We start from the raw sequence: 21,249 nt of genomic DNA on the forward strand, positions 1-21,249 counted from the left end.
GCCAGACTAGTCGTTCAGGTCCGTATCCATACGCTTGCGTTTTCGATGAAGTCTTTTGTGCACCGACAAGGCGTGAGCATTCAGGCAGATCTTTCCGCATCGCCGCTGCTGATCATACATCACGGCCACGGTCTCATCACAGGCTTGTTGCCCTGTGTGGTCTCTTCTTTTGTGAGATGACAGGTCTTGGGCATTCTTGAAGAACTTTCCGCATGGCCGCAGCTTGGTGTCCTCCCCGACCACGATCGCGTCACAGGTTTTTTGCCCGCTGTGGACCTTGCTTTTATGAGACGACATAGATGGAGCATTCTTAAAGATGATTCCGCATGGTCGCAGCTGGCCATCTTCCCCAACTACGGTTACGTCACAGATTTTTTGCCCGGAGTGGAATCTACTTTTATGAGTCGACAGGGCCTGAGCATTTTTGTAGAGCTTCCCGCATGGCCGAGGCTGGCCATCATCCCCGATTACAGTCCGGTCACAGGTTTTTTGCCCGCTATGCCCTCTGCTTTTGTGACATGACAGGGCTTTGGCATTCTTGCAAATCATTCCGCATGGCTGCTGCTGGCCATCCTGCCCGGGCTCTATTACCTCACAGACTTGCTGCCCGCTGTGGTCTCTGCTTTTGTGATCACCCAGGGCACGGTTATTCTTGCAAACCTTCCCGCATGATTGCTGCTGGCCATTCTCATTGATCACGTTCACTTTGCAGGTTTGTTGTCCCTTGTGGTATCTGTTTTTGTGAGATGACAGAGCGTTGGCGTTTTTGCAGACAGTTCTACATGGTCGCTGCTGGCCAGATTTCCCGGGCACAGTCTCTTGACAGATTCGTTGTCTCGTGTCGTCTGTTCTTTTGTGATCCGTCTGGGCCTGATCACTTTTGCAGGACTTCCGGCATGATCGCATTCGGTCATTCTTTCCGATCATGGTCACATGACAGATGTTTTGCCCGCTGTTGTCTGTGGCTTGTATTGCTTCTGTCTGGAAAAGATCAGGTTGGCTCTGAGCCGATTGGGATGATTCAGTGGTTATGTGTTGTGTTTCTGAATGGGTAGACGTGAAGGAAATCCCGGTTTCTCCGAGAAGATTCTGGCCACGTAGCTTGAGTAAACCGTTAACTATAACCAAATCATCAGCAGTGATAGGTAAATGTCTGCGCATTGGGATATCATCATTGACTGGCTCCATAGGGGCAGTATTTGCCACTTCAGCACTCATTGAACATCCAGGGTTGCAGCCATTCAGGTTGCCATCAAGACCATGGAGCTGATGCTGATCAGCCTGTTGCTCAGAAGGTTGGCCAGAATCACACTGGAGATGAATGTCAGGGGGATTAATCCGTATTTCGAAAGGTCGGATTTCTTGGAAATCTTTAGCGTTTACAAAACCAGAATGATCCGAATAACCAGGGCTGTATCCATTGGCAGAATGGGGAGGTGTTTTTTGACCGGGCTTAACTCCTGCGTGATCTGACGAACCGTCCTCGGAATTCGGTGGCCATTCACTGGGCTCTGTGCTGTTGGGTGAGGGTCGGAATCCGCAAACACCATGACAGGGATAGACAAAACAATTTAAATCCAAAGTATGAAAGTATTGCTGAGGGCTCCGGTTACCCCGGCCAGAGGCAGAGTACAGAGGGCGAATTATAGAACTTGCAAGAGAGGGGGTGGCTTGTGAGGCCTGCAGGCCGGATGGTTCTGATGGTGGGTGTTGTTGTTGGTTACGCTCGGAGCCAAACAGCGCAGTGATGATCGCAAACGGGTTATTTTGACTCGCTTCTTGCGGTGCCTCTTTTAGTTCAATCAGGTTAAACAGTGTTGAGTGGGGACGGCAATAGCTTTTTAAAAGCCAGCTGAAAGCGATAACCACTTCGACAGGTATCCATGAACACGGGGTGGAGCGCGCAGAGGCGCCTCTGATAGTCAGGATCAGTTCGTAACCAGACAGCAGATGATTGGCGTAAAATAGTTGCCAGGAACTCGACTCAACAGGGGTCGTATCTACCCCGTAACCAGGGGGTCTGTGTTGATTGTCAGCAGTGTCTGACGGATTGTCGGACAATGTATGCTGGGCACGCTTTATAGAACAGCTCCGGCTTTGAGGACCTGCATCCTGCTCAAACTCAACAATAAAAGGTCCTGTCAAAGGCTCGGCCTGACAGACGACAAACAACGACAGCACCAACAGTGGTAACGAAAAGAATGAGTGTCTAATAATTCTATCCTTGTGTTCTGGTTTACAGAGAGGAAGGATAGGTCAAGAAAGTAAGCGTGTTTTTCTGTTAAAAACCTTCTGTTAAAAAACCAAAGCTGCACCGGAAAAAAACTCATGAAGGGACAGGTGCCAGATCAGGGGACACCTTGGTCCAAACTAACAAGCTTGCGTTTTCGATGCACTCTTTTGTGCTCCGACAAGGCTTGAGCACTCTTGCAGACCTTCCCGCATGGGCGCGGCTGACCGTCCTTCCCGACTGTGGTCTCTGCACAGGTTTTTTGCCTGGCATGGTCCCTTTTTTTGTGATCCGACAGGGCACTGGCATTCTTGCAGGTCTTCCCGCATTCTTGCTGCTGACCATCCCCCCCGACCATGATTATGCTACAGGTTTTTTGTCCGGTATGGTTTCTGCTTTTGTGATCCGAAAGGGATCTGATATTTTTGCAGACTTGACCGCATGGCAGCGTCTGACCATCTTCTCCGACCACGGTTGCGTCGCAGACTTGTTGCCCGGTATGGTGTCTTCTTCTATGATCCGACAGAGCACTGGGATTTTTGCAGATCTTCCCGCATGGTTGCTCCTGGCCATTCTCTCCAAACACTGTTTCGTCACAGGCTGGTTGCTTGAGATGGTGTTTGATTTTGTGAGATGACAGGGCTTTAGCACTTTTGCAAACCGCCCCACATGGTTGCTGTTGGCCATCCTCTTTGACCACCGAAACCTCGCAGGTTTTCTGCCCAGAGTGGTTTCTGCTTTTGTGATATGACAGGGCTTTGGCATTCTTGCAGACTATCCCGCATGGCTGCGGCTGGCCATCTTCCTCGACCACGGTCACGTCACAGGCTTGTTGCCCGCTGTGTTGTCTGATTTTGTGATCTGAAAGGGATTGAGAGCTCTTGCAGACCTTCCCGCATGGCCGCTGATGACCATACTCCTCGACTACTGTTATGTCACAAATCTGTTGCCCGCGGTGGTTTTTGCTTTTGTGAGATGACAGGGCTCGAGAATGTTTGCAGAGCTTCCCGCATGGCCGTTGCTGACCATCCTGTCCATACACGGTCACATCACAAGTTTGTTGCCCGCTGTGGTATTTGCTTTTGTGAGACGAAAAAACTTGAGAGTTTTTACAGACTCTGCCGCATAGCTGCTGCTGGCCATCCTCCCCGACCACGGTCAGGTCACAGACTTGTTCCCTGGAGTGGATTTTGCTCTTGTGAGACGACAGGGCTCGAGCATTGCTACAGACTGATCCGCATGGTCGCTGCTGGCCATCCTCCCCGACCACGGTCAGGTCACAGACTTGTTCACCGGAGTGGATTTTGCTCTTGTGACATGACAGGGCTCGAGCATTCCTGCAGACTGATCCGCATGGTCGCTGCTGACCATCCTCACCAATCACGGTCACTTGACAGGTCTTTTTTAGGGTGTGGTATCTGCTTTTGTGAGCCGAAAAAATTTGAGAGTTTTTACAGACTCTGCCGCATAGCTGCTGCTGGCCATCCACCCCGACCACGGTCAGGTCACAGACTTGTTCCCCGGAGTGGATTTTGCTCTTGTGACATGACAGGGCTCGAGCATTCCTGCAGACTGATCCGCATGGTCGCTGCTGACCATCCTCACCAATCACCGTCACTGGACAGGTTTTTTGTCCTGTATGGTATTTGCTTTTGTGAGACGAGAGGGCTCTGGCATTCTTGCAGATTGCTCCGCATGGCCGTTGTTGGTCTTCTTTCCCAGCTAGGCTCAGGTTACAGGTTCTTTGTTTGCTGTGATCTGTAGTTTGCGCCTGATCTGTCCGGGAATGGCGAGGTGGGCTTTGACCCAATTGGTATGATTCTGTTGTCGTTTGTTGTGTTTCTGAAGTCCCCATTGGGGGAGGGGTAAGTGTAAATGGAATTTCGTTTCTTTCGAGAAGAATGCGCTTGCCCAGATTCAGCAGAGCGTTGACTATCACCCAATCATCAGTGTTGATAGGCAAATGCTCATGCATTGACACATCATCATTGAGTGTATCGGTATGGTCAATATAGGTAGTCCCTGTACTCGAGTTTGCATGGTTGCAGCTGTCGGTCGGGTTGCTGCTCATGCCCTGGGAGTCTGGCTGGTGCGCCTGTGGCTGAAGGAGTTGGCCAGAAATGCATTGCAGTGGTATGCCAGGGGTGGGAGCCCATGTTTCGACAGGCGGATTTTGTTGGCAATTGGTAGCGTATACAGAATCAGAATTACCCACACAATCAAGGCAGTAAGCATTGGTACATTGAGGGCGTGAGTTTTGTTCGGGTGTCGCTCCTCCTTGATCTGTAAAGCTGTTTTTGTAATTCAGCGGCGATTCATCGGATACCCTGCTATCGAGTGATGGCCTGAGCCTGCAAACGCCATTGCAGGGATAGACGAAACAATTTAAATCGAAACTATGTGAGTCTTGATGAGGGCTCTGGTCACCACCGCCAGAGTCAGAATACAGGCAATTAGTGAAATAGTTTTTAGTGTCTGTGATGGGTTGTGGGGCTTGCTGCCCCGATGACTTTGATGGCTGGTATTGCGATTGGTCATGTCCAGAGCCAAGCAGCATAGTGATGGCCGCAAGAGGGTGATTCTGACTCGCTTCCTGTTGCTCAATCGAGCTGAACAGTGGCGAATCGTCGCTCCAATAGTTTTGTAAAAGCCAACCGGCGGCGACAACCGCTTGTATCGGTAGCCATGAATAAGGGGTAGAACCCGGAGGGGCTTCTCTGGTGGTCAGGTTGAGTTCGAAGGCTACCAGCAGATAAGTGGCGTAAAGCAACTGCAAGGAAATTGACTCTATGTTGGTCCTTTTTAACCCGTAACTGAATGAACTGTGTCGTTTGTTATAAGACGGTAATTCTGATTCTGCATAGCCTTTTGTTCCGGCAATGTCTGACAGCTTGCCCGGCAGTACATGCAGGTTATGCTTTATAGAAAAGCACTTGCCTGTATAAGCTGAATCCTGTTCAAGCCCGATAATAAAATGTTTTGTTATCAGTTCAGCCTGACAGGCGACGGATAACGACAGTAGTAGCAACAGTGGTGCCCAAAAGAGTGAGTGTTTAATAATTCTATCCCTGTATTCTGGTATACAGGGAGGAAGGATAGATCAATAAAGTAAGGGGTTTTTTCTGTTAATAAACTTCTGTTGAAAGCCAGAGGTTGCAACGGGCAAAAAGTTGCTGCGAAATGGCCTGCCTTGTAAGGGGTGTATTAAAGATCCTGATCGGGATTCTACTGTGCCATTCAATAGTTCAAGAAGCGATTTTTCTTGGGAAGCTGGAGCATCTTCAGATTCAAAATACCCCATGCAACCATAGCCGTATTGGTTAGCCGAAAGAGGGTATGAGCTTTGTCCCGGCGTGACTCCTGCGAGGCCTGTCGAATTTTCGCTAAAAAGAGTGAGTGTTTAATAATTCTATCCTTGCGTTCAGATACACAGAGAGGAAGGATAGATCAAGAAAATAAGTGTGTTTTTCTTTTGAAAATTTTCTGTTAAAAACCCAAGGCATCACCGGTCAAAAAATCGCTGCAAATAGCTCTGTCTTCCTGAGGAGTGAAGTCATCATCCCGGTTTATATCAACAGGCTTACGTTTTCGATGTATTCTTTTGTGGCTTGACAGGGCGTGAGCATTCTTGCAGATCTTTTCGCATGGCTGCGGCAGGCCATCTTTCCCGATCACTGTTTTGTCACAGATTTTCTGACCGCTGTGTTCTTTTCTTTTGTGTGTCGAAAGGGCTTGAGCATTCAGAAAGACCATTCCACATGGCTTCGGCAGGCCACCTTCCCCAAACAGACTCTCGCCACAGGTTTTTTGCCCGGTGTGGACCCTGCTTTTGTGAGACGACAGGACACGAGTATTCTTGCAGACTTTGCCGCATGGTTGCTTCTGGTTATTCTCCCCGATCACGGTTACGTTGCAGGTTGCTTGCCTGCAGTGATTTCTGTTTTTGTGATCCGAAAGGGCTTGTATACTCTTGCAGAGCTTGCCACATGGCTGCGGTTGACCATCCTCCCCGATCACGGTTGCGTCACAGGTTTGTTGTCCGCTGTGAGTGCTTCTTTTGTGAACCAACAGAGTTTTGGCATTCCTGCAGACTTTACCGCATGGCTGCGGTTTGCCATCTTTGCTGACCACAACTTCGTCACAGGTTTGTTGTCCACTATGAATGCATTTTTTGTGAATCTGCAAATATTGATTATTCTTGCAGATCTTCCCGCATGGCCGTAGCTGGCCATTCTTGCCGACCACAGTCAGGTCACAGATTTTTTTTTCGCAGTGTGAGTTTCTCTTGTGATACAACAGATTTCTGGCACTATTGCAGACTTTCCCGCAGGGTCTTGGCTGGTTATCCTCTCCGACCACTACCATGGCACAGGTCTTTTGCCCGGTATGGAGGTTGCCTTTGTGGTCCCACAGGGCTCGCTTATTTTTGCAGACTTTCCCACATGGTCGCAGCTGGCCATTCTTTCCGACTACGGTCACCTCACAAGTTCTTTGCCCGCTGTGGATGCTGCTTTTATGAGATGACAGTGATCGAGAGTTCTTGCAGATCGTCCCACATGGCTGCAGCTGTCCATCCTTCTTTACCACGGCCACATCACAGGTGAGTTGCCCGACAGCGTCAGTGGTATCGACAGGTTCTGAACTCATTGAGTTTGAGGCGACCCCACCTGCAGGGTTGCAGTTATTGGCCGGGTTGCCACCCATGCCATGGGCCTGGAGTAGAGGATCAAGTTGGCTCATGTAACTTAATCTGTATCTATTTGCCAAATGATGGAGTGCGTTTCGTTCGGCTGTTTCTCCTGTGTAATTCAGAGAACTTTCACCGTCATTCAGAGACCTTTCAGCGTAACCTCTGCTATCGGATGATTGTCGTAATAGACAAACGCCAAAACAGGGAAAGATGTAGCAATTTAAGCCCATAGAGTGTAAATGCCGTAGGGGGTCTTTGTTACCGTCGCCATAGTCAGTATTCAGGGTGCTGGTGAAAGAATGTATGCGGTGGCTGGTTGTCTGCGGGGCTGTCTGGGTGGATGATTTTGATGACTGGTCTTGTGGTTGGTCATGTCTGGAGCCAAACATCATGGTGATGGTTGCAAACAGGTAATCCACCTGTGTTAATATATATGCCGAATGTCGTACAACTGGTTTAAACAGCGTTGAGGCTGGGTTCCAGTAGCTTTTTATAAGCCAAACGGCAGTGATAGCTGCTTCTGTAATGGGTATCCATGAATAAGGACTGGAGTACAGAGGTGCACTTCTGGTTTTCAGTTTCAGTTCGCAATCAACCAGCAGGTGAGTGGCGTAAAGAAATTGCCACGAAATCGACCCGGTGAGGGTAGTTTTCACTCTGAAATAGAAAGGCTTGTGTCGTTTTATTTCGAATAGCCAATCCTGTTCTGTATAGCCGTTTATGTCGGCAATGTTTGAAAGATCGTCCGACAATGTAGGCTGTTCAAGCCTTATAGAAAAGTTCTGTTTTAGAAAACTTGCATCCTGTTCAAACTCAACTACGTGACGTCTCGTCAAAGTTTTGGCCTGACCGATGACAGAAAACGACTGTAGCAGCAACAGAAGTACCGTAAAGAATGAGTGTTTAATAACTCTATCCCTGCATTCTGGTTTACAGAGAGGAAGAATAGATCAAGAAAACAGGCGTGTTTTTCTGTTATGGTGTTGTGTCATAAAACGGTTATTAATGACCAAAGTCTGCATCGGGTAAACCTCATGAAATGGTGTTTGCCAGGTCAGGGTTTGAAAACATCGTCCTGTTCAGGATTAACAGGCTTGCGCTTTCGATGTATTCCCTTGTGATCCGACAGGACTTGAGCATTCTCACAGACCTTTCCGCATCGTCGTATCTTTCCATCCTCTTTGATCACTCTCGCTACACAGGTTTTTTGCCTGGAGTGTTCTTTTTTTTTGTGAGTCATCAGCGATCCATTGTTCTTGCAAACTGCCCCGCACAACTTTGGTCGACCATCTTCCCCGGTCATGGACACATCACAGGTTTTTTGCTCGCTGTGCACTCTGCTTTTGTGAGACGAAAAGGCTTGAGCGTTATTGTAGACTTTACCGCATGGCCGCTGCTGGTTATCCTTGCCAAGTACCGGCATGTTACAGGTTTTTTGCACGCTGTGTTCCCTGTTTTTGTGGACCCAAAGGGCCTGGTTATTCTTGTAGACCCTTCCGCATGGTTGCTGCTGACCATTCGCATTGACCATGGTTATGTCACAGGTTTTTTGCCCGGTATGATATTTGCTTCTATGAGATAACAGGGCCTTAGCATTTTTGAAGATCCTCCCGCATGTTTGCAGCTGGCCATCTTCTGCGACCAAGGTTTCTCCACAGGTTTGTTGCCCGGTGTGGGTTCTTAGTTTGTGATCCGCCAGGGCTTGAGCATTCCTGCAGACTGTCCCGCATGGCTGCTGGCCATCCTCAGAGAACAGAGTTACATCACAAACTTCTTGTCCGCCGTGGTTTCTTCTTCTGTGACCGGTCAGGGAGTGAAGACTCTTGAAGATCCTCCCGCATTGTCGCTGCTGGCCGTCGTCCTCTACTATGGTTGCGTCACAGATTTCCAGTCCACTGTAGTCTTCGGCTTGTGCTGCTCCTGTTTGGGAAAGGTGGGGTGGGTTTTGATCTGCCTGGGTTAGTCTTGTTGGTTGTTGTGTTTCTGAAGTCGCCACTGGAGATGTTAAATGGTTGAGCGTAAAGGAAATCCTTGTTGCTTCTGAAAGACTATGACCACGTAAATTGAGCAACCCGTTGATTATGATCAAGTCATCATCGGTGACGGACATATTCCGAGGCATTCGTAAATGAACATTAAGTGCCCCGCTGTGGCCAGTATATGCTGCCCCTGTGGTCATTGTGAGTGAATGGTTGCAGCACTTTGTCGGGTTGTCATCCGTGCCGTGATGCTGAGGTTGCTGTGCCCGCGGCTGAAAGGGTTGATCAGAAGCGCATTGGAGTTGGATGGCAGGGGAATCATTCAATGTTTCCAGCATCCATTCAGCGGGCTCCTTGCTATCGGATGATGATCGGAATCTACAAACGCCATTACAGGGACGGACGAAACAATGTAAACCCAGAGTGTGTAACTCTTTTTGAGGATTTCCGTTACCGCCGCCACCGTTAGTATTCTGGAGTCTGGTAAGAGAGTGCTTAAGGCGGGTAGTTGTCGTTGGGGCTTGCTGGCTGGATGATTTTGATGGCTGGTATCCTCGTTGGTTACGTCCGGAGCCAAACATCAGAGTGATAGCCATAAATGGGTAATCCTGACTCATCTGCTGTTGTTCAATCGTGTTAAACAGCTGGGAATCGGGGTTCCAATAACATTTTAAAAGCCAGCCGACAGCGACAGCCGCTTCTAAAGGTATCCATGAATAAAAGCCTGAGCCCAAAGGCACTACTTTGGTCGTCAGGATCAGTTCGTAAGCAACCAGCAGATGAGTGGCGTAAAATAATTGCCACGAAATCGGCTCTATAAGGAAAGTTTTTAGTCTTTGATTGCAAGGCTTTTGTCGTATTATATCAGGAGGCCAATCTGGCCCTGCGTAGCCGTCTGTGTCGGCAATGTTTGGCGGGTTTTTCAGCAATATATGCTGGTCATGCTTTACAGAAAAGCTCTGTTTTAGAAAGTCTGCATCCTGCTCAAACTCGACTGTAAAACGTCTTGTCAGAGGTTTGGCTGGACAGATGACATTCAACGACAGTAACAGCAAGAGAATTGCCATAAAGAGTGGGTGTTTAATAGTTCTATCCCTGCATTTTGGCTTACAGAGAGGAAGGATAGATCAAGAAAATAAGTGTGTTTTTCGATCAGAGACCTTGATTAAAAAAACTCTGCCATAGACCCGAGGCACACAGCGCAGAACTTGATGAAAGGAGTGTCAGATCAAGGACCGGGAGCATTGTCCCGCTCGACATCAACAAGCTTGCGTTTTTGATGTTTTCTTTTGTGATCCGACAGGGCGCTGAGACTCTTGTAGGTCTTTCCGCATTGCTGTGGTTGGCCATTCACCCCAACCACTGTCACGTCACAGATTTTTGGACTGCCATGCACATTCCTTTTGTGACCCGACAAAACTTGAGAATTCTTGCAGACTGCTCCGCATGGTCGCGGCTGGCCATCCCCCGCAGTCACGGTTACGTCACAGGTTTTTTGCCCTGTGTGGATTCTGTATTTGTGATCCCAAAAGGCTCGAATATTCTTGCAGACAGTCCCGCATGGCCGCAGTTGACCATTCTTTTCGAGGATTGTCGCGTCACAGATTTTTTGTTTGGAGTGGGCTTTACTTTTGTGATCCCAAAATGCCCGAGCATTCTTGCAGACAGCCCCGCATGGCCTCTGCTGCCCATCCTCCCCGATGATTGTTAAGTGACAGTTTTTTTGCCCGCTGCGGATTCTGCTTCTGTTATCCAACAGGGTGTGAACATTCCTGTAGACCTTTCCGCATGGTCGCTGCTGGAAATCCTCTTTGTCTATGCTAGCGACACTATCTGTATTTCCAACAGGATCTATTTCATAAGCTCTTCCTTCACCTATTGAGTCTGAGGCGATCCAGTCTGAGGCGACCCTATCTATAGGTTTGGCCGGGACACAGTCAATGCTATAAACCTCTGGCTTAAATAATGGCTCAGAATTGTATTGGAGCTGAATCAATGTTTCAAAAGGCGAGTTTTGTTGGATATCTGCAGTGTTTAAAGGATCAGTTTGAACCAGGCAACTAAAGCAATATCCACTGGCCAAATGAGGACACGAGCTTTGTCCGGGTATTAATTCTGTGTCGCCTGATAAATTTTTTTCAGAATTCAGCAGCGGTTCAGCAGTCCCTCTGCTATTGGATGATGGTCGGAATTGACAAACGCCATGACAGTGATGGACGAAACAATTGAAACCCAAAGTATGCAGATTGCCTTTGGGGTAGTCGCTACCGTCACGATAATCAGTATTCAGGAGAAGGGTGAAAGAGTTTGTAATGAGGGAAGTGGTTTGTGAGGCTTGCTGCCCCGATGATCCTGATGGCTGATATTGTTGTGCGTGATGTTCGGAGCCAAACATGGTAAAGATGGCAGCAAACAGGTGAACTATCCGTGTCAGGGGTGGTGACGTGTCTTGTGTCTCGATAATGGTCGTTTTAACTCTGTAACCGTAAGAAATATGTCGTGTATCATCAGGCTGAGAATCTGATCCTGGGTAGCCATTGGTGTCGACAATCTCTGACCGGCGATCCGGCAATATATGCCGGGCAGACGTTATAGAAAAGTTCTGTCCTGGAAAACCTGTATCCTGTTGAAGCTCAACAATAAAGCGTCTTGTCAACGTTTCGGGCTGACAGACGATAGGCACCGATAGTAGCAGTGCGACAAAGCATGAGTGTTTAATAAATCTGTCCTTGCATTCTGGGTTACAGAAGAGGAAGGATAGATCAAGAAAATAAGCACATTATTCTTTTAAAAAATTTCTGTTAAAAGTTGAGTTGCACTGGGATTTCGCTACTTTTGTGCAGCCCCGCTACCGGTTGGCCATTCTCTGCGACCAAGCTCCTGGTCGAAGGTTTTCTCCTTCCTGTGGTATCTGCTTTTGTGGATAATCAGAGCTTGAACATTCTTGCACACCGTTCCGCATGGCCGCAGCTGGTCGTCCTCCCTGGCCACAGTCACTTCACAGATTTGTTGTCCGGTGTGAGCTCTTCTTTTGTGATCGGTTAATTTTTTAGCACTCTTGCAGAGCTGCCCGCATGGTTGCAGCCGACCGTTCTTCCCGGCTACGGGCACGTCACAGTTTCTTTGTCGGGTGTGTGCGCTTCTTTTGTGTTCCGAGAGGGCTTGAACATTCTTACAGATTTTCCCGCATGGCCGTGGCTGGCCATATTCTCCATCCACTTTGATATCACATTTCTGTTGCGCAGTGTGGATGTTTCTTTTGTGATGCCAAAGGCTATCAGCATTCATATAAATCTTTCCGCATGGCTGCAGCTGGCCATTTTCCGCAATCACTGTTACGTCACAGGTTTGTTGCCCGGTGTGTTCCCTTCTTTTATGATACGACAGTGCTTGTATATGCGTGCAGACCTTCCCGCATGGACGACGCTGGCCATCTTCCCCGACCACTATCACGTCACAGGTTTTTTGCCCGCTGTGGCATCTCTTTTTGTGAGCCGACAGGGTCTGTGCATTCTTGCAAACCTTCCCGCATCGCCGATTCTGGCCATCCTCGCCGGTTTCCTTTATGTCACAGGTTTGTCGCCCTCTGTGGTATTTGCCTCTGTGATTCCAAAGAGCCGCGACGTTCTCGCAGATCATTCCGCATAGCTTCAGCTGGCCATCCTCTCCGACCACTTTGACGTCACAAATGTGTTGCTCAGTATGGGCCTTGTTTTTGTGAGTTGAGAGATGTTGGGTACTTTTGCAGACTATCCCGCAAGGATATGACTGGCCATCTCTTGCGATCACTCTGACATTACAGGTTTTTTGGTTATCTGACGGGGAGTGTTGGAAATGTGCAGTTCCAGAGGGAGGCATTCCTATGGGAGGAAAAAAACCATACCCGGGCAATGATTCAACATAGTTGAGTGGTCCGGTAGCTTCAGCTACGTGAGCTGCCATTGCATTCAGTGAGCCCGGGGCGGTCCCTTGTATGACGACTTCTTCTATGGCGACTCTTTCTAAAGGGTTGTCGCCATTAGCTGGATTACCATTAACCTCATGCGTCTGTAGGTCAAATAGTTGACCAGAATTAGAATGATCTATGCAACTGAAGCAGTATCCGCTAGCCAAATGGAGGCATGAGCTTTGCCCGGGTGTTGCTTCAGTCTGACCTGTTGAACTTTCCATAGTATTTAGCAGCCATTCAGCTTGCACTGTGCTACACGGTGTTGTTCGGAGTCTGCAAGCGCCATGACAGGGATAGACGAAACAATTTAAACCTAAAGTATGGGAGTTTTGTTGAGGGCCTCGGTTGCCGTCGCCAGAGCCAGGGTACAGCTGGTTGGTGAAATAGCCCGTAATATGGGGGCTCGCTGCCGGGACTTGCTGGCCGGATGATTCTGATGGCGGGTACTGTTGTGGATTGTCTCCAGAGCCAAACATCGCAGTGATGATCGCAAACGTAAAATTTTCTTGTTTCAATATCGATGCTGCCTGTTGTTCAATTGGGTTAAACAGGAAGAGGAAGGAAGCGGGGTTCCAATAGCTTTTTAAAAGCCAGCCGACAGCAACAACCGCCTCTACCGGAAGCCATGAATCAGGGCTGGAGTTTAGAGGATTGTCTTTGATAATCAGGGTCAGTTGGTAAGCAACCAGCAGGTTCGTGAAATAAAGCCATTGCCACGAAATCGACTCACTAATGGTCGTTTTAACTCTGTGACCATAAGGTCTGTGTCGTTTTTCATCTGATCCTGTATAGCTGTCTGTATCGGCAATATCTGAAGGGTTGTCCGGCAATGAATTCAGTTCGCATTTTATAGAAAAACCATGATTCGAGTAGCCTGCAATCTTTTCAAACTCAGCAGTAAAATGTTCTGTCCACAGTTCTGCCTGACAGTCGAGAGACAGCAAAAGTAGAAGTAACACTGATACCGAAGAGAGTGAGCGTCTAATGATTCTGTCCTTACAGTCAGGTTTAAAGAGAGCGGGATAGATCAATAAAATAAGCGTGTTATTCTTTTAACAGAGGACGGATATCAGAACATATCATTACTTATTCACTTTGCTTTTTTGAAGACCGGGGCCATCGTTCTGCTCTGAATCAATATGCTTGCTTTTTCGATGTCTTCTTTTATGAGCCGTGAGAGCCTGGGCATTCCGGCAGATCTTTCCGCATGGCTGTGGCTGACCATCCTTACCGACCACGATTACGTCACATTTTTTTTGACCCGTGTGAGCAATTCTTCTGTGAGTCGATAAAGCCCGTATATTATCGCAGATCTTTCCGCATGGTTGCTGCTGGCCATCCTCTGTGACCACTATCTGTTTACAGGTTTGCTGCCCGGTGTGGTATCTGTTTTTGTGATCTGACAGGACTCGGGAATTCTTGCAGATCTTTCCGCATGGTTGTTGTTGGCCATCTTCTCCGGTCATTTTTAAGTAACAGATTTTTTGCTCGGAGTGGCATCTGCTTTTGTGGTAAGACAGGGCTTTAGAATTCATGCAGACCCTTAAGCATGGTCGTTGCTGGCCATCCTCCCCAATCATTGTTACTTCACAGATTTTTTGTTTAGTGTGGACTCTGTTTTTGTGATCCGACAGGGCTTGAGCATTCTTGCAGATTTTCCCGCATGGTCCTGGCAGGCCATCTCCTCCGATCACGTTTACGTCACAGGTTTTTTGACCGGTGTGGAAGATTCTTCTGTGAGACGCCAGGCTCAGAGGACTCTTGCAGATTTTCCCGCATGGTCGCTGCAGTCCGTCTTTCCCGATTATTGACAGAGTGCAGGTTTGTTCCCCGATATGTTCTCTTCTTTTGTGTTGCGACAGGGCTTGAGCATTCTTGCAGACTGCGCCACATGAACGCTGCTGGCCATCTTCCCCGACCAGTGTCAATCCGCAGGTTTGTTGCCCGGAGTGGTATCTGCTTTTGTGAGAAGACAGGACCCGAGCATTCTTGCAGACTTTTCCGCATAATCGTTGCTGACCATCCTCCCCGGTCATGGTTACATAACAGGTTTGTTGCCTGGAGTGGTATCTGCTTTTGTGATCCGACAAGGCTTCAGAATTCTTGCAGAGCTTTCCGCATGGCCGTGGCTGACCATCCTTCTCTGTCACGGGTAAGTTACAGATTTGTGGTCCTGTGTGGGCAGCTCTTTTGTGAGACATCAGAGCCTGAATATTTTTGCAGATTTTCCCGCATGTCCGCTGCAGGCCATCCATCCCAACTACTGGCAGACCACAGGATTGTTGCCCGCTATGGTCTCTTCTTTTGTGATCCGTCAGGGCTTGAGCATTCTTGCAGACTGTCCCGCATGGCCGCTCCTGACCATCCTCTGTGACCAATTTGACGCCACAGATTCGTTGATGATCTGAGAGGGATTTTTGACGATGTATCGTTCTTGCGAAAGGAAGATAGCTATTCCTGGTTATTGATCCATCATGATTGGGTGGTCCGGTAGCGTCAGCTGTATGAGTTGCCCATGGACTCATTTGGCCTGAGGCGACCCCGTCTGCAGGGTTGCTGCTATTAGCTGGATGGCGATAACTGTCATGCACCTTTAGCTCAAATAGTTGACCAGAATCAAGATGATCTATGCAACTGAAACAGTGTCCATCAGCCAAATGAGGGCATGAGCTTTGCGTGGGTGTTGCCTGTTTGTGACCCATTGAACATTCCAAGGTATTCAGCAGCCATTCAGGTGGCTCTGTGTTATCGGGTGAGGGTCGGAATCTACAAATGCCACGACAAGGATGGACGAAACAATTTAAACTCAAAGTGTGTGAGTGGTGATGAGGGCCTTCGTTACCGTCGCCAGAGCGAGAATACAGTGGGTTGCAGAAAGAGCTTGTAAATTGGGTGATTGCTGCATGGGCTCGACGGCCGGATGATTTTGATGGCGGGTGCAGTTTTTGATTGTCGCCAGAGCCAAACATCGTAGTGATGGTCGCAAAAGGCAGATCCCCCTGTGTCAACATAGGTGTTACCTGTTGTTCAATCGGGTTTAACGCTGAGGAATCGGGGTTCCAATACTTTTTTAGAAGCCAGTCGATAGCGACCACTTCCACCGATAGCCATAAATCAGGATTCGAGATCAAAAGATTGCCTTTGGTGATAAGGATCAGTTCGTAAGCAGCCATTAAATTGGTCGCATAAAGCCATTGCCACGAAATCGACTCAATGGCAGTGGTTCTGACTCTGTAACCGTAATGTCTATGTCGTTTTTCATCTGATCCTGCGTAGCCGTCTGTGTCGACAATATCTGATGCGGTGCCCGGTAATGTATTCGGTTCGTGCTTTATAGAAAAGCTATGGCTTGGGTAGCCTGCATTCTTTTCAAACTCCACAGTAAAACCTTCTGTCCACGGTTCTGCCAGACAGACGACAGATATCAATAGTAGAAGTAACAGCGGTGCCTCAGAGAGTGATCGTTTAATAATTCTATCCTTGCATTCTGGTTTACAGAGAGGAAGGTTAAATCAATAAAGAAAGCGTGTTTCTGTGCTAAAAGCCAAAGGTTACACTGGCAAAAACCTCATGAAAGGACGGATATATGAAAGTATCATTACTTATTCACTTTATTTTTTGAAGGCTGAGATCATCACTCTCGTCCACATTGACGGGCTTGCGCTTTTGATGTCTTCCTTTGTGCCTGGAGAAGGCATAAGCGTTCTTACAGATCTTCCCGCATGGCCTTTGTTGGCCATCTTTCCCGACCACTGTCGCGTCACAGGTTTTTTTTCCGCTGTGATGCCCACTTTTGTGAGATGACAGAGCTCCGGCATTCTTGCATATCACCCCGCATGGTTGCAGTTGGCCATCCTCTCCGATCAGAGTCGCGTCACAGGTTCTTTGGCCGCTGTGGGCTTTGCTTTTGTGAATCGAGAGATATTGAGCATTTATGCAAATCTTCCCGCATAACCGCAGTTTGCCATTTTTTTCGATCACTTTGACGTCGCAGGTTCCTTGTCTGGTATGGGCTCTTCTTTTGTGATTTGACAGAGCGTTAGAATTTTTGCTAATTCTCCCGCATGGCCTCTGCTGGCCATTCTCCCCGACCACAGTCACGCCACATATTTGTTGTCCATCATGGATTTTTCTTTTGTGATTTGACAGGGATCTGGCATTTTTGAAGATATTCCCGCATACCCGCTCTTGGCTACCTTCTTTGATTATTATTGCGTCACAGGCTGTTAAAAATCTTCTGCTAAAAACCAAAGCTTGCACCGGGCAAAACCTTATGAATGGAAGAATATCAGACCGGATCATTAGTTGTACGGTTTTCTTTTTTTGTGGGCTGAGTCATCGTCCTGTTCCACATTAACAGGCTTGCGTTTTCGATGTTTTTTTTTGTGAATCAACAGGGCTTGAGGGTTTTCGCAGATCATCCCGCATGATCGCGCCAGGCCATCTTCCCCGGTCACGTTCACATCGCAGGTTTGTTGCCTGGTGTGGTATCTTCTTTTGTGACTCCACAGGGCTCGAGAATTTGTGCAGATCATCCCGCATGGCTGCGGCTGGTCATCCTTCCCGATCAGGATCACGTCACAGATTTTTTTCGCGGTGTGGTAGTAACTTCTATGAGTCGTCAGGGCTTGTAGATTCATCGTGACCATCCCACATGGCCGCTCCTGGCCATCCTGCCCTAAAACGGTCATGTTACAGGTTTGTTGACTGCTGTGGACGGTTCTTTTGTGATCCGAGCGGGCTTTAGTGCTCTTGCAGACTGCTCCACATGGACGCAGCTGGCCATCCTCCCCAATTACGTTTACGGTACAGACTCGTTGCCCGCTGTGGACTCTGGTTTTGTGATTCGTCAGGGAATTAGCATTCTTCCAGACCGCTCCGCATGGTCGCTGCAGGCCATCCTCCCCAACCACGATCACTTTACAGGTTTTTTGTCCTGAGTGCTGGCCGCTTTTGTGTGTTGCCAGGGATTGAATATTCTGGAAGAGCCTTCCGCATGGCCGCGGTTGGCCATCCTCTCCGACCACGATCAGGTCACAGGTTTGTTGTCCGCTGTGTTTTTTTCTTTTGTGATTTCGCAGGGCTTGAGTATCCTTGCAGATAATTCCGCATGGCCGCTCTTTGTGATCCTTCCCGACCACAATCGCATCACAGGTTTTTTGCCTGTTGCGGTATTCAGGTTGTATTGCCGCTGTCTGTATGTGATGAGGTTGGTACTGATCCCATTTGAATGATTCAGTGGTTGTTGTTTGTGTTTCTGAATGGGCAAGTGTAAATATAATCTTATCTTCTCCGGGATGGCTCTGCATATCGAGTGAGCCGTGAAGCGCAGAATTATTATCGGTTGTAGTCCGTTCTTCCGGTATTGGTGCGTCATAGTTGACTTGCACGATGGCGTTAGATGTACAGGCGCCCCCGTCTATGGCGACCCCGTCAGAGTTGCTATCAATGCCAACGGGTTGTGGGTCGTAATTGTATGAGGGTTCAGTCTTTGAAAGATCATTCGGTGTTTTGAAAGGTGAGCTTTTCTGGAAGTCTGTAATGTGTAGAGGATCCAGATGACCTATACAGCTCAGGCAGTGCCCATTGGCCAAGTGGGGGCATGAGTTTTCTTCGCAATCCATTGTCCACAGAGGGGGCTCGGTGCTATCGGATGATGATCGGAATCGACAAACGCCATTACAGGGATAAACGTAACAATTTAAATCCAAACTGTGTGAGGGTTGCTGAGGATCTCCGTTGCCGTCGGCATAGTCTGTATTGAGCGAGGGCGCGAAAGAGGCTGTATGGGGAGTGGTTGTCGGCGGAGCTTGCTGGCAAGAGGATTTTGATGGCGAATATTGTTCCTGGTTTTGTCCAGGACCAGACATTATAGTGATGGACGCAAACGGGAGTCCCTGACTCGCCTGTTGTTCAATCGGGTTAAACAGCCATGAATCGGGATTCCAGTAGCTTTTCAAAAGCCAACTGACAACCACTTCTAACGGTAGCCATGCGTAAGGGTTGGAATTCAGAGGTGGGCCTTTGGTGGTCAGGATAAGTTCGTAAGCAACCAGCAGATTTGTGGCGTAAATCAGTTGCCATGAAATCATCTCAGTGATGTTTTTTTTTACTCGAATAGCGTCAGGCTTGCGGCATTTTTTTTCAGGTGGCAGATCTGATCCTGAATAGCCTTTTGTGTCGGCAATATTTGACGGGTTGCACGGTGATGCACGACGGTGGATATTTATAGTAAAGTTCTTTATTGGAGCGTCTGCATTCTGTTCAAGCTCAACAATAAAACGACTTGTCGATTCGGTCTGACCGATAACAGACAACGACACTAGCATTAATAGCAGTGCCGCGAAGAGTGAGAGTTTAATCATTCTATCCTTGTATTCGGTCTACAGAAAGACAAGGATAGATCAGGTCATGCAACGGTGTGGCCGACCGATTAGTGGATGAGGTCGCCGTCAAGGTCGACATCAACAGGTTTTCGCTTTTGATGTATTCTTGTGTGATTCGACAGATAGCAGTCTTGCAGAGCGTCCCGCACGAATAAGCGTGTTTTTCTGTCTAAAATCTTTTGAAAAAGAACCAATATTTAAAGCTAAAGATTGCTCCTGATTAATTTTGTGGAAGGCTGGGTGTCAGATCATGAGTGAAGTTATTGTCCTGATCCGCATCAACATGCTTTCGCCTTCGATGTCTCCTTTTGTGTTCCGTCAAGGCATGTGAACTATTGCAGACCTTTCCGCATGCCCTTAGTTGACCATTCTCCCCGACCACTTTCAGGTCACAGGCTTGTTGCCCGGAGTGGTATCTTCTTTTGTGATCCGACAGGATTTTAGTACTCTTGCAGATCCTACTGCACGGCTGCGACAGTCCATCCTCCCCGACTACTTGCACGTCACAGGTTCTTTGCCCGGAGTGGTGTCCGCTTTTGTGATCCGACAGGGCACCAGCATTTCTGCAGACCCTTCCGCATGGCTGTAGCCGACCATTCTTCCTGAACACTAACACATCACAGGCTTTTTGCTCGGTATGGTTTCTGCTTTTGTGAGCCGACAGGGCTTTGGCACTCCTGCAAACTTTCCCGCATGGTCGCAGCTGGCCATGACCCTCGACTACGCTTACCTCACAGGTTTGTGGCCCTGTGTGGTTTTTTCTTCTGTGATCCGACAGGGTTCTGGCACTGTTGCAAACCTTTCCGCATCGCCTTTCCAGGTCATCTTCCCCGACAAGGGTCATTTCACAGGTTGGTTGCACACTCTGGTCTGTCGCTTTTATTGAGGTTATCCGGGAAAGATGAGTTGTGCCTGAGGCCGGTCGGGATGGTTCTGTTTTTGTTTCTTGTGTTTCTGACGTTCCCATTGAGGGGTTGGAATGGAAAGGCGTAAAGGAAATACCGGCTTGTTCTGGAAGACTGTGACCACCCAGACTGAGTAACCCTTTGATTATAACCCAATCATCAGCGGTGACAGTCGAACCCTGGAGCGTTGGTGCATCATCACTGATTGGCCCAGAAGGATTAGTAATTGCTGCCTCTGCAATCATTGAATGTGTATTATCGGGTGATGGTCGTAATCTACAAACGCCATGACAGGGATGGATGAAACAATTTAAACCCAAAGTATGTGAGTGTTGTCGAGGATCACGGTAACCATCGGCAGAGCCAAAATACAGAGACTGAATGAAAGAGCTTGTAAAATAGGCGGTGGTTTTTGGGGCTTGCTGGTCGGATGTTTCTGTTGGTTGGCCTTGCTGTTGGTAATGTCCAGCGCCAGGCGTCATAGTGGTGATCGCAAATGGGTGATCGCCCTGTGTCAAAATAGATGCCGTAATCTGTCCGTTCGGGTTAAACAGAGGCGATTTGAGGTTCCAATAGCTTTTTAAAAACCAACCAGCAGCGATAGTCATTTCCACAGATAGCCATGAATAAAGGGGGAAGTACAGGGAAGGGTCTCTGGTATTCAGGATCAGTTCGTAAGCAATCATCAGGTTTGTGGCGTAAAGCCATTGCCACGAAATCGACTCAGTATCGGTCGTCTTTACTCCGTATGTAATAAGTCTGTGTCGTTTGTCATAGGGTGGCAGGTCAGGCTCTGTATAGCCGTCTGTGTCGGTAATGTTTGACGGGTCTTCCGAAAATGTATGCCACCCGGGCTTTATAGCAAAGTTCTGTTTTGGAGAACCAGCATCCTGTGCAAGCTCAACAACAAAATGACTGGTCAAAGGTTCAGCCCGACAGGTGACAGACAATGACGGTAGCAGCAAAAGCGATGTAGCATAGATTAAGTGTTTAATAATTCTATCCTTGCATACTGGTATTCAGAGAGGAAGGATAGAACAGGAAAATAAGTGTGTTTTTCTGTTAAAAATCAAAGGCTGCACTGGGCAAAACTTCTTGAAAGCTCATATA

General features: G+C 48.2%; 10 protein-coding genes. All 10 read right to left on the minus strand.

Annotation, left to right across the window (positions count from 1 at the left end):
- Positions 1–6: 6 nt before the first annotated feature.
- A complete protein-coding gene (locus ACOJUO_RS12610; RefSeq protein ID WP_422139983.1) occupies positions 7–2,172 on the minus strand; it encodes a hypothetical protein in 2,166 nt (721 codons plus the stop codon).
- A 176-nt stretch (positions 2,173–2,348) separates the two neighbouring features.
- A complete protein-coding gene (locus ACOJUO_RS12615; protein ID WP_422139984.1) occupies positions 2,349–5,258 on the minus strand; it encodes a hypothetical protein in 2,910 nt (969 codons plus the stop codon).
- A 458-nt stretch (positions 5,259–5,716) separates the two neighbouring features.
- Positions 5,717–7,756 carry a hypothetical protein gene (locus ACOJUO_RS12620; RefSeq protein WP_422139985.1) on the minus strand — a complete coding sequence of 680 codons (2,040 nt, stop codon included), beginning with the start codon at positions 7,754–7,756 and terminating at the stop codon, positions 5,717–5,719.
- A gap of 218 nt (positions 7,757–7,974) precedes the next feature.
- Positions 7,975–9,966, minus strand: a complete 1,992-nt coding sequence (locus ACOJUO_RS12625) for a hypothetical protein (protein ID WP_422139986.1) — start codon at positions 9,964–9,966, stop codon at positions 7,975–7,977.
- Between the two features lie 161 nt (positions 9,967–10,127).
- Complete coding sequence (locus ACOJUO_RS12630) at positions 10,128–11,582, minus strand: hypothetical protein (RefSeq protein ID WP_422139987.1); 1,455 nt, start codon at positions 11,580–11,582, stop codon at positions 10,128–10,130.
- A 146-nt stretch (positions 11,583–11,728) separates the two neighbouring features.
- Entirely contained in the window at positions 11,729–13,807 is a 2,079-nt protein-coding gene (locus tag ACOJUO_RS12635; RefSeq protein ID WP_422139988.1) for a hypothetical protein, read from the minus strand.
- Positions 13,808–13,930: 123 nt separating this feature from the next.
- A complete protein-coding gene (locus ACOJUO_RS12640) occupies positions 13,931–16,228 on the minus strand; it encodes a hypothetical protein (RefSeq protein ID WP_422139989.1) in 2,298 nt (765 codons plus the stop codon).
- Positions 16,229–16,454: 226 nt separating this feature from the next.
- Complete coding sequence (locus ACOJUO_RS12645) at positions 16,455–17,108, minus strand: hypothetical protein (RefSeq protein ID WP_422139990.1); 654 nt, start codon at positions 17,106–17,108, stop codon at positions 16,455–16,457.
- 41 nt (positions 17,109–17,149) lie between these two features.
- Positions 17,150–19,213 (minus strand): hypothetical protein, encoded by a 2,064-nt coding sequence (locus ACOJUO_RS12650; protein ID WP_422139991.1) that lies wholly within the window; start codon positions 19,211–19,213, stop codon positions 17,150–17,152.
- 241 nt (positions 19,214–19,454) lie between these two features.
- Positions 19,455–21,062: a hypothetical protein gene (locus ACOJUO_RS12655; RefSeq protein WP_422137024.1), complete on the minus strand. Its 1,608-nt coding sequence runs from the start codon at positions 21,060–21,062 to the stop codon at positions 19,455–19,457.
- Positions 21,063–21,249 lie beyond the last annotated feature (187 nt).

Source organism: Endozoicomonas sp. ALC020 (genome assembly GCF_049275935.1).
In the GTDB taxonomy this organism is placed as follows: domain Bacteria; phylum Pseudomonadota; class Gammaproteobacteria; order Pseudomonadales; family Endozoicomonadaceae; genus Endozoicomonas_A.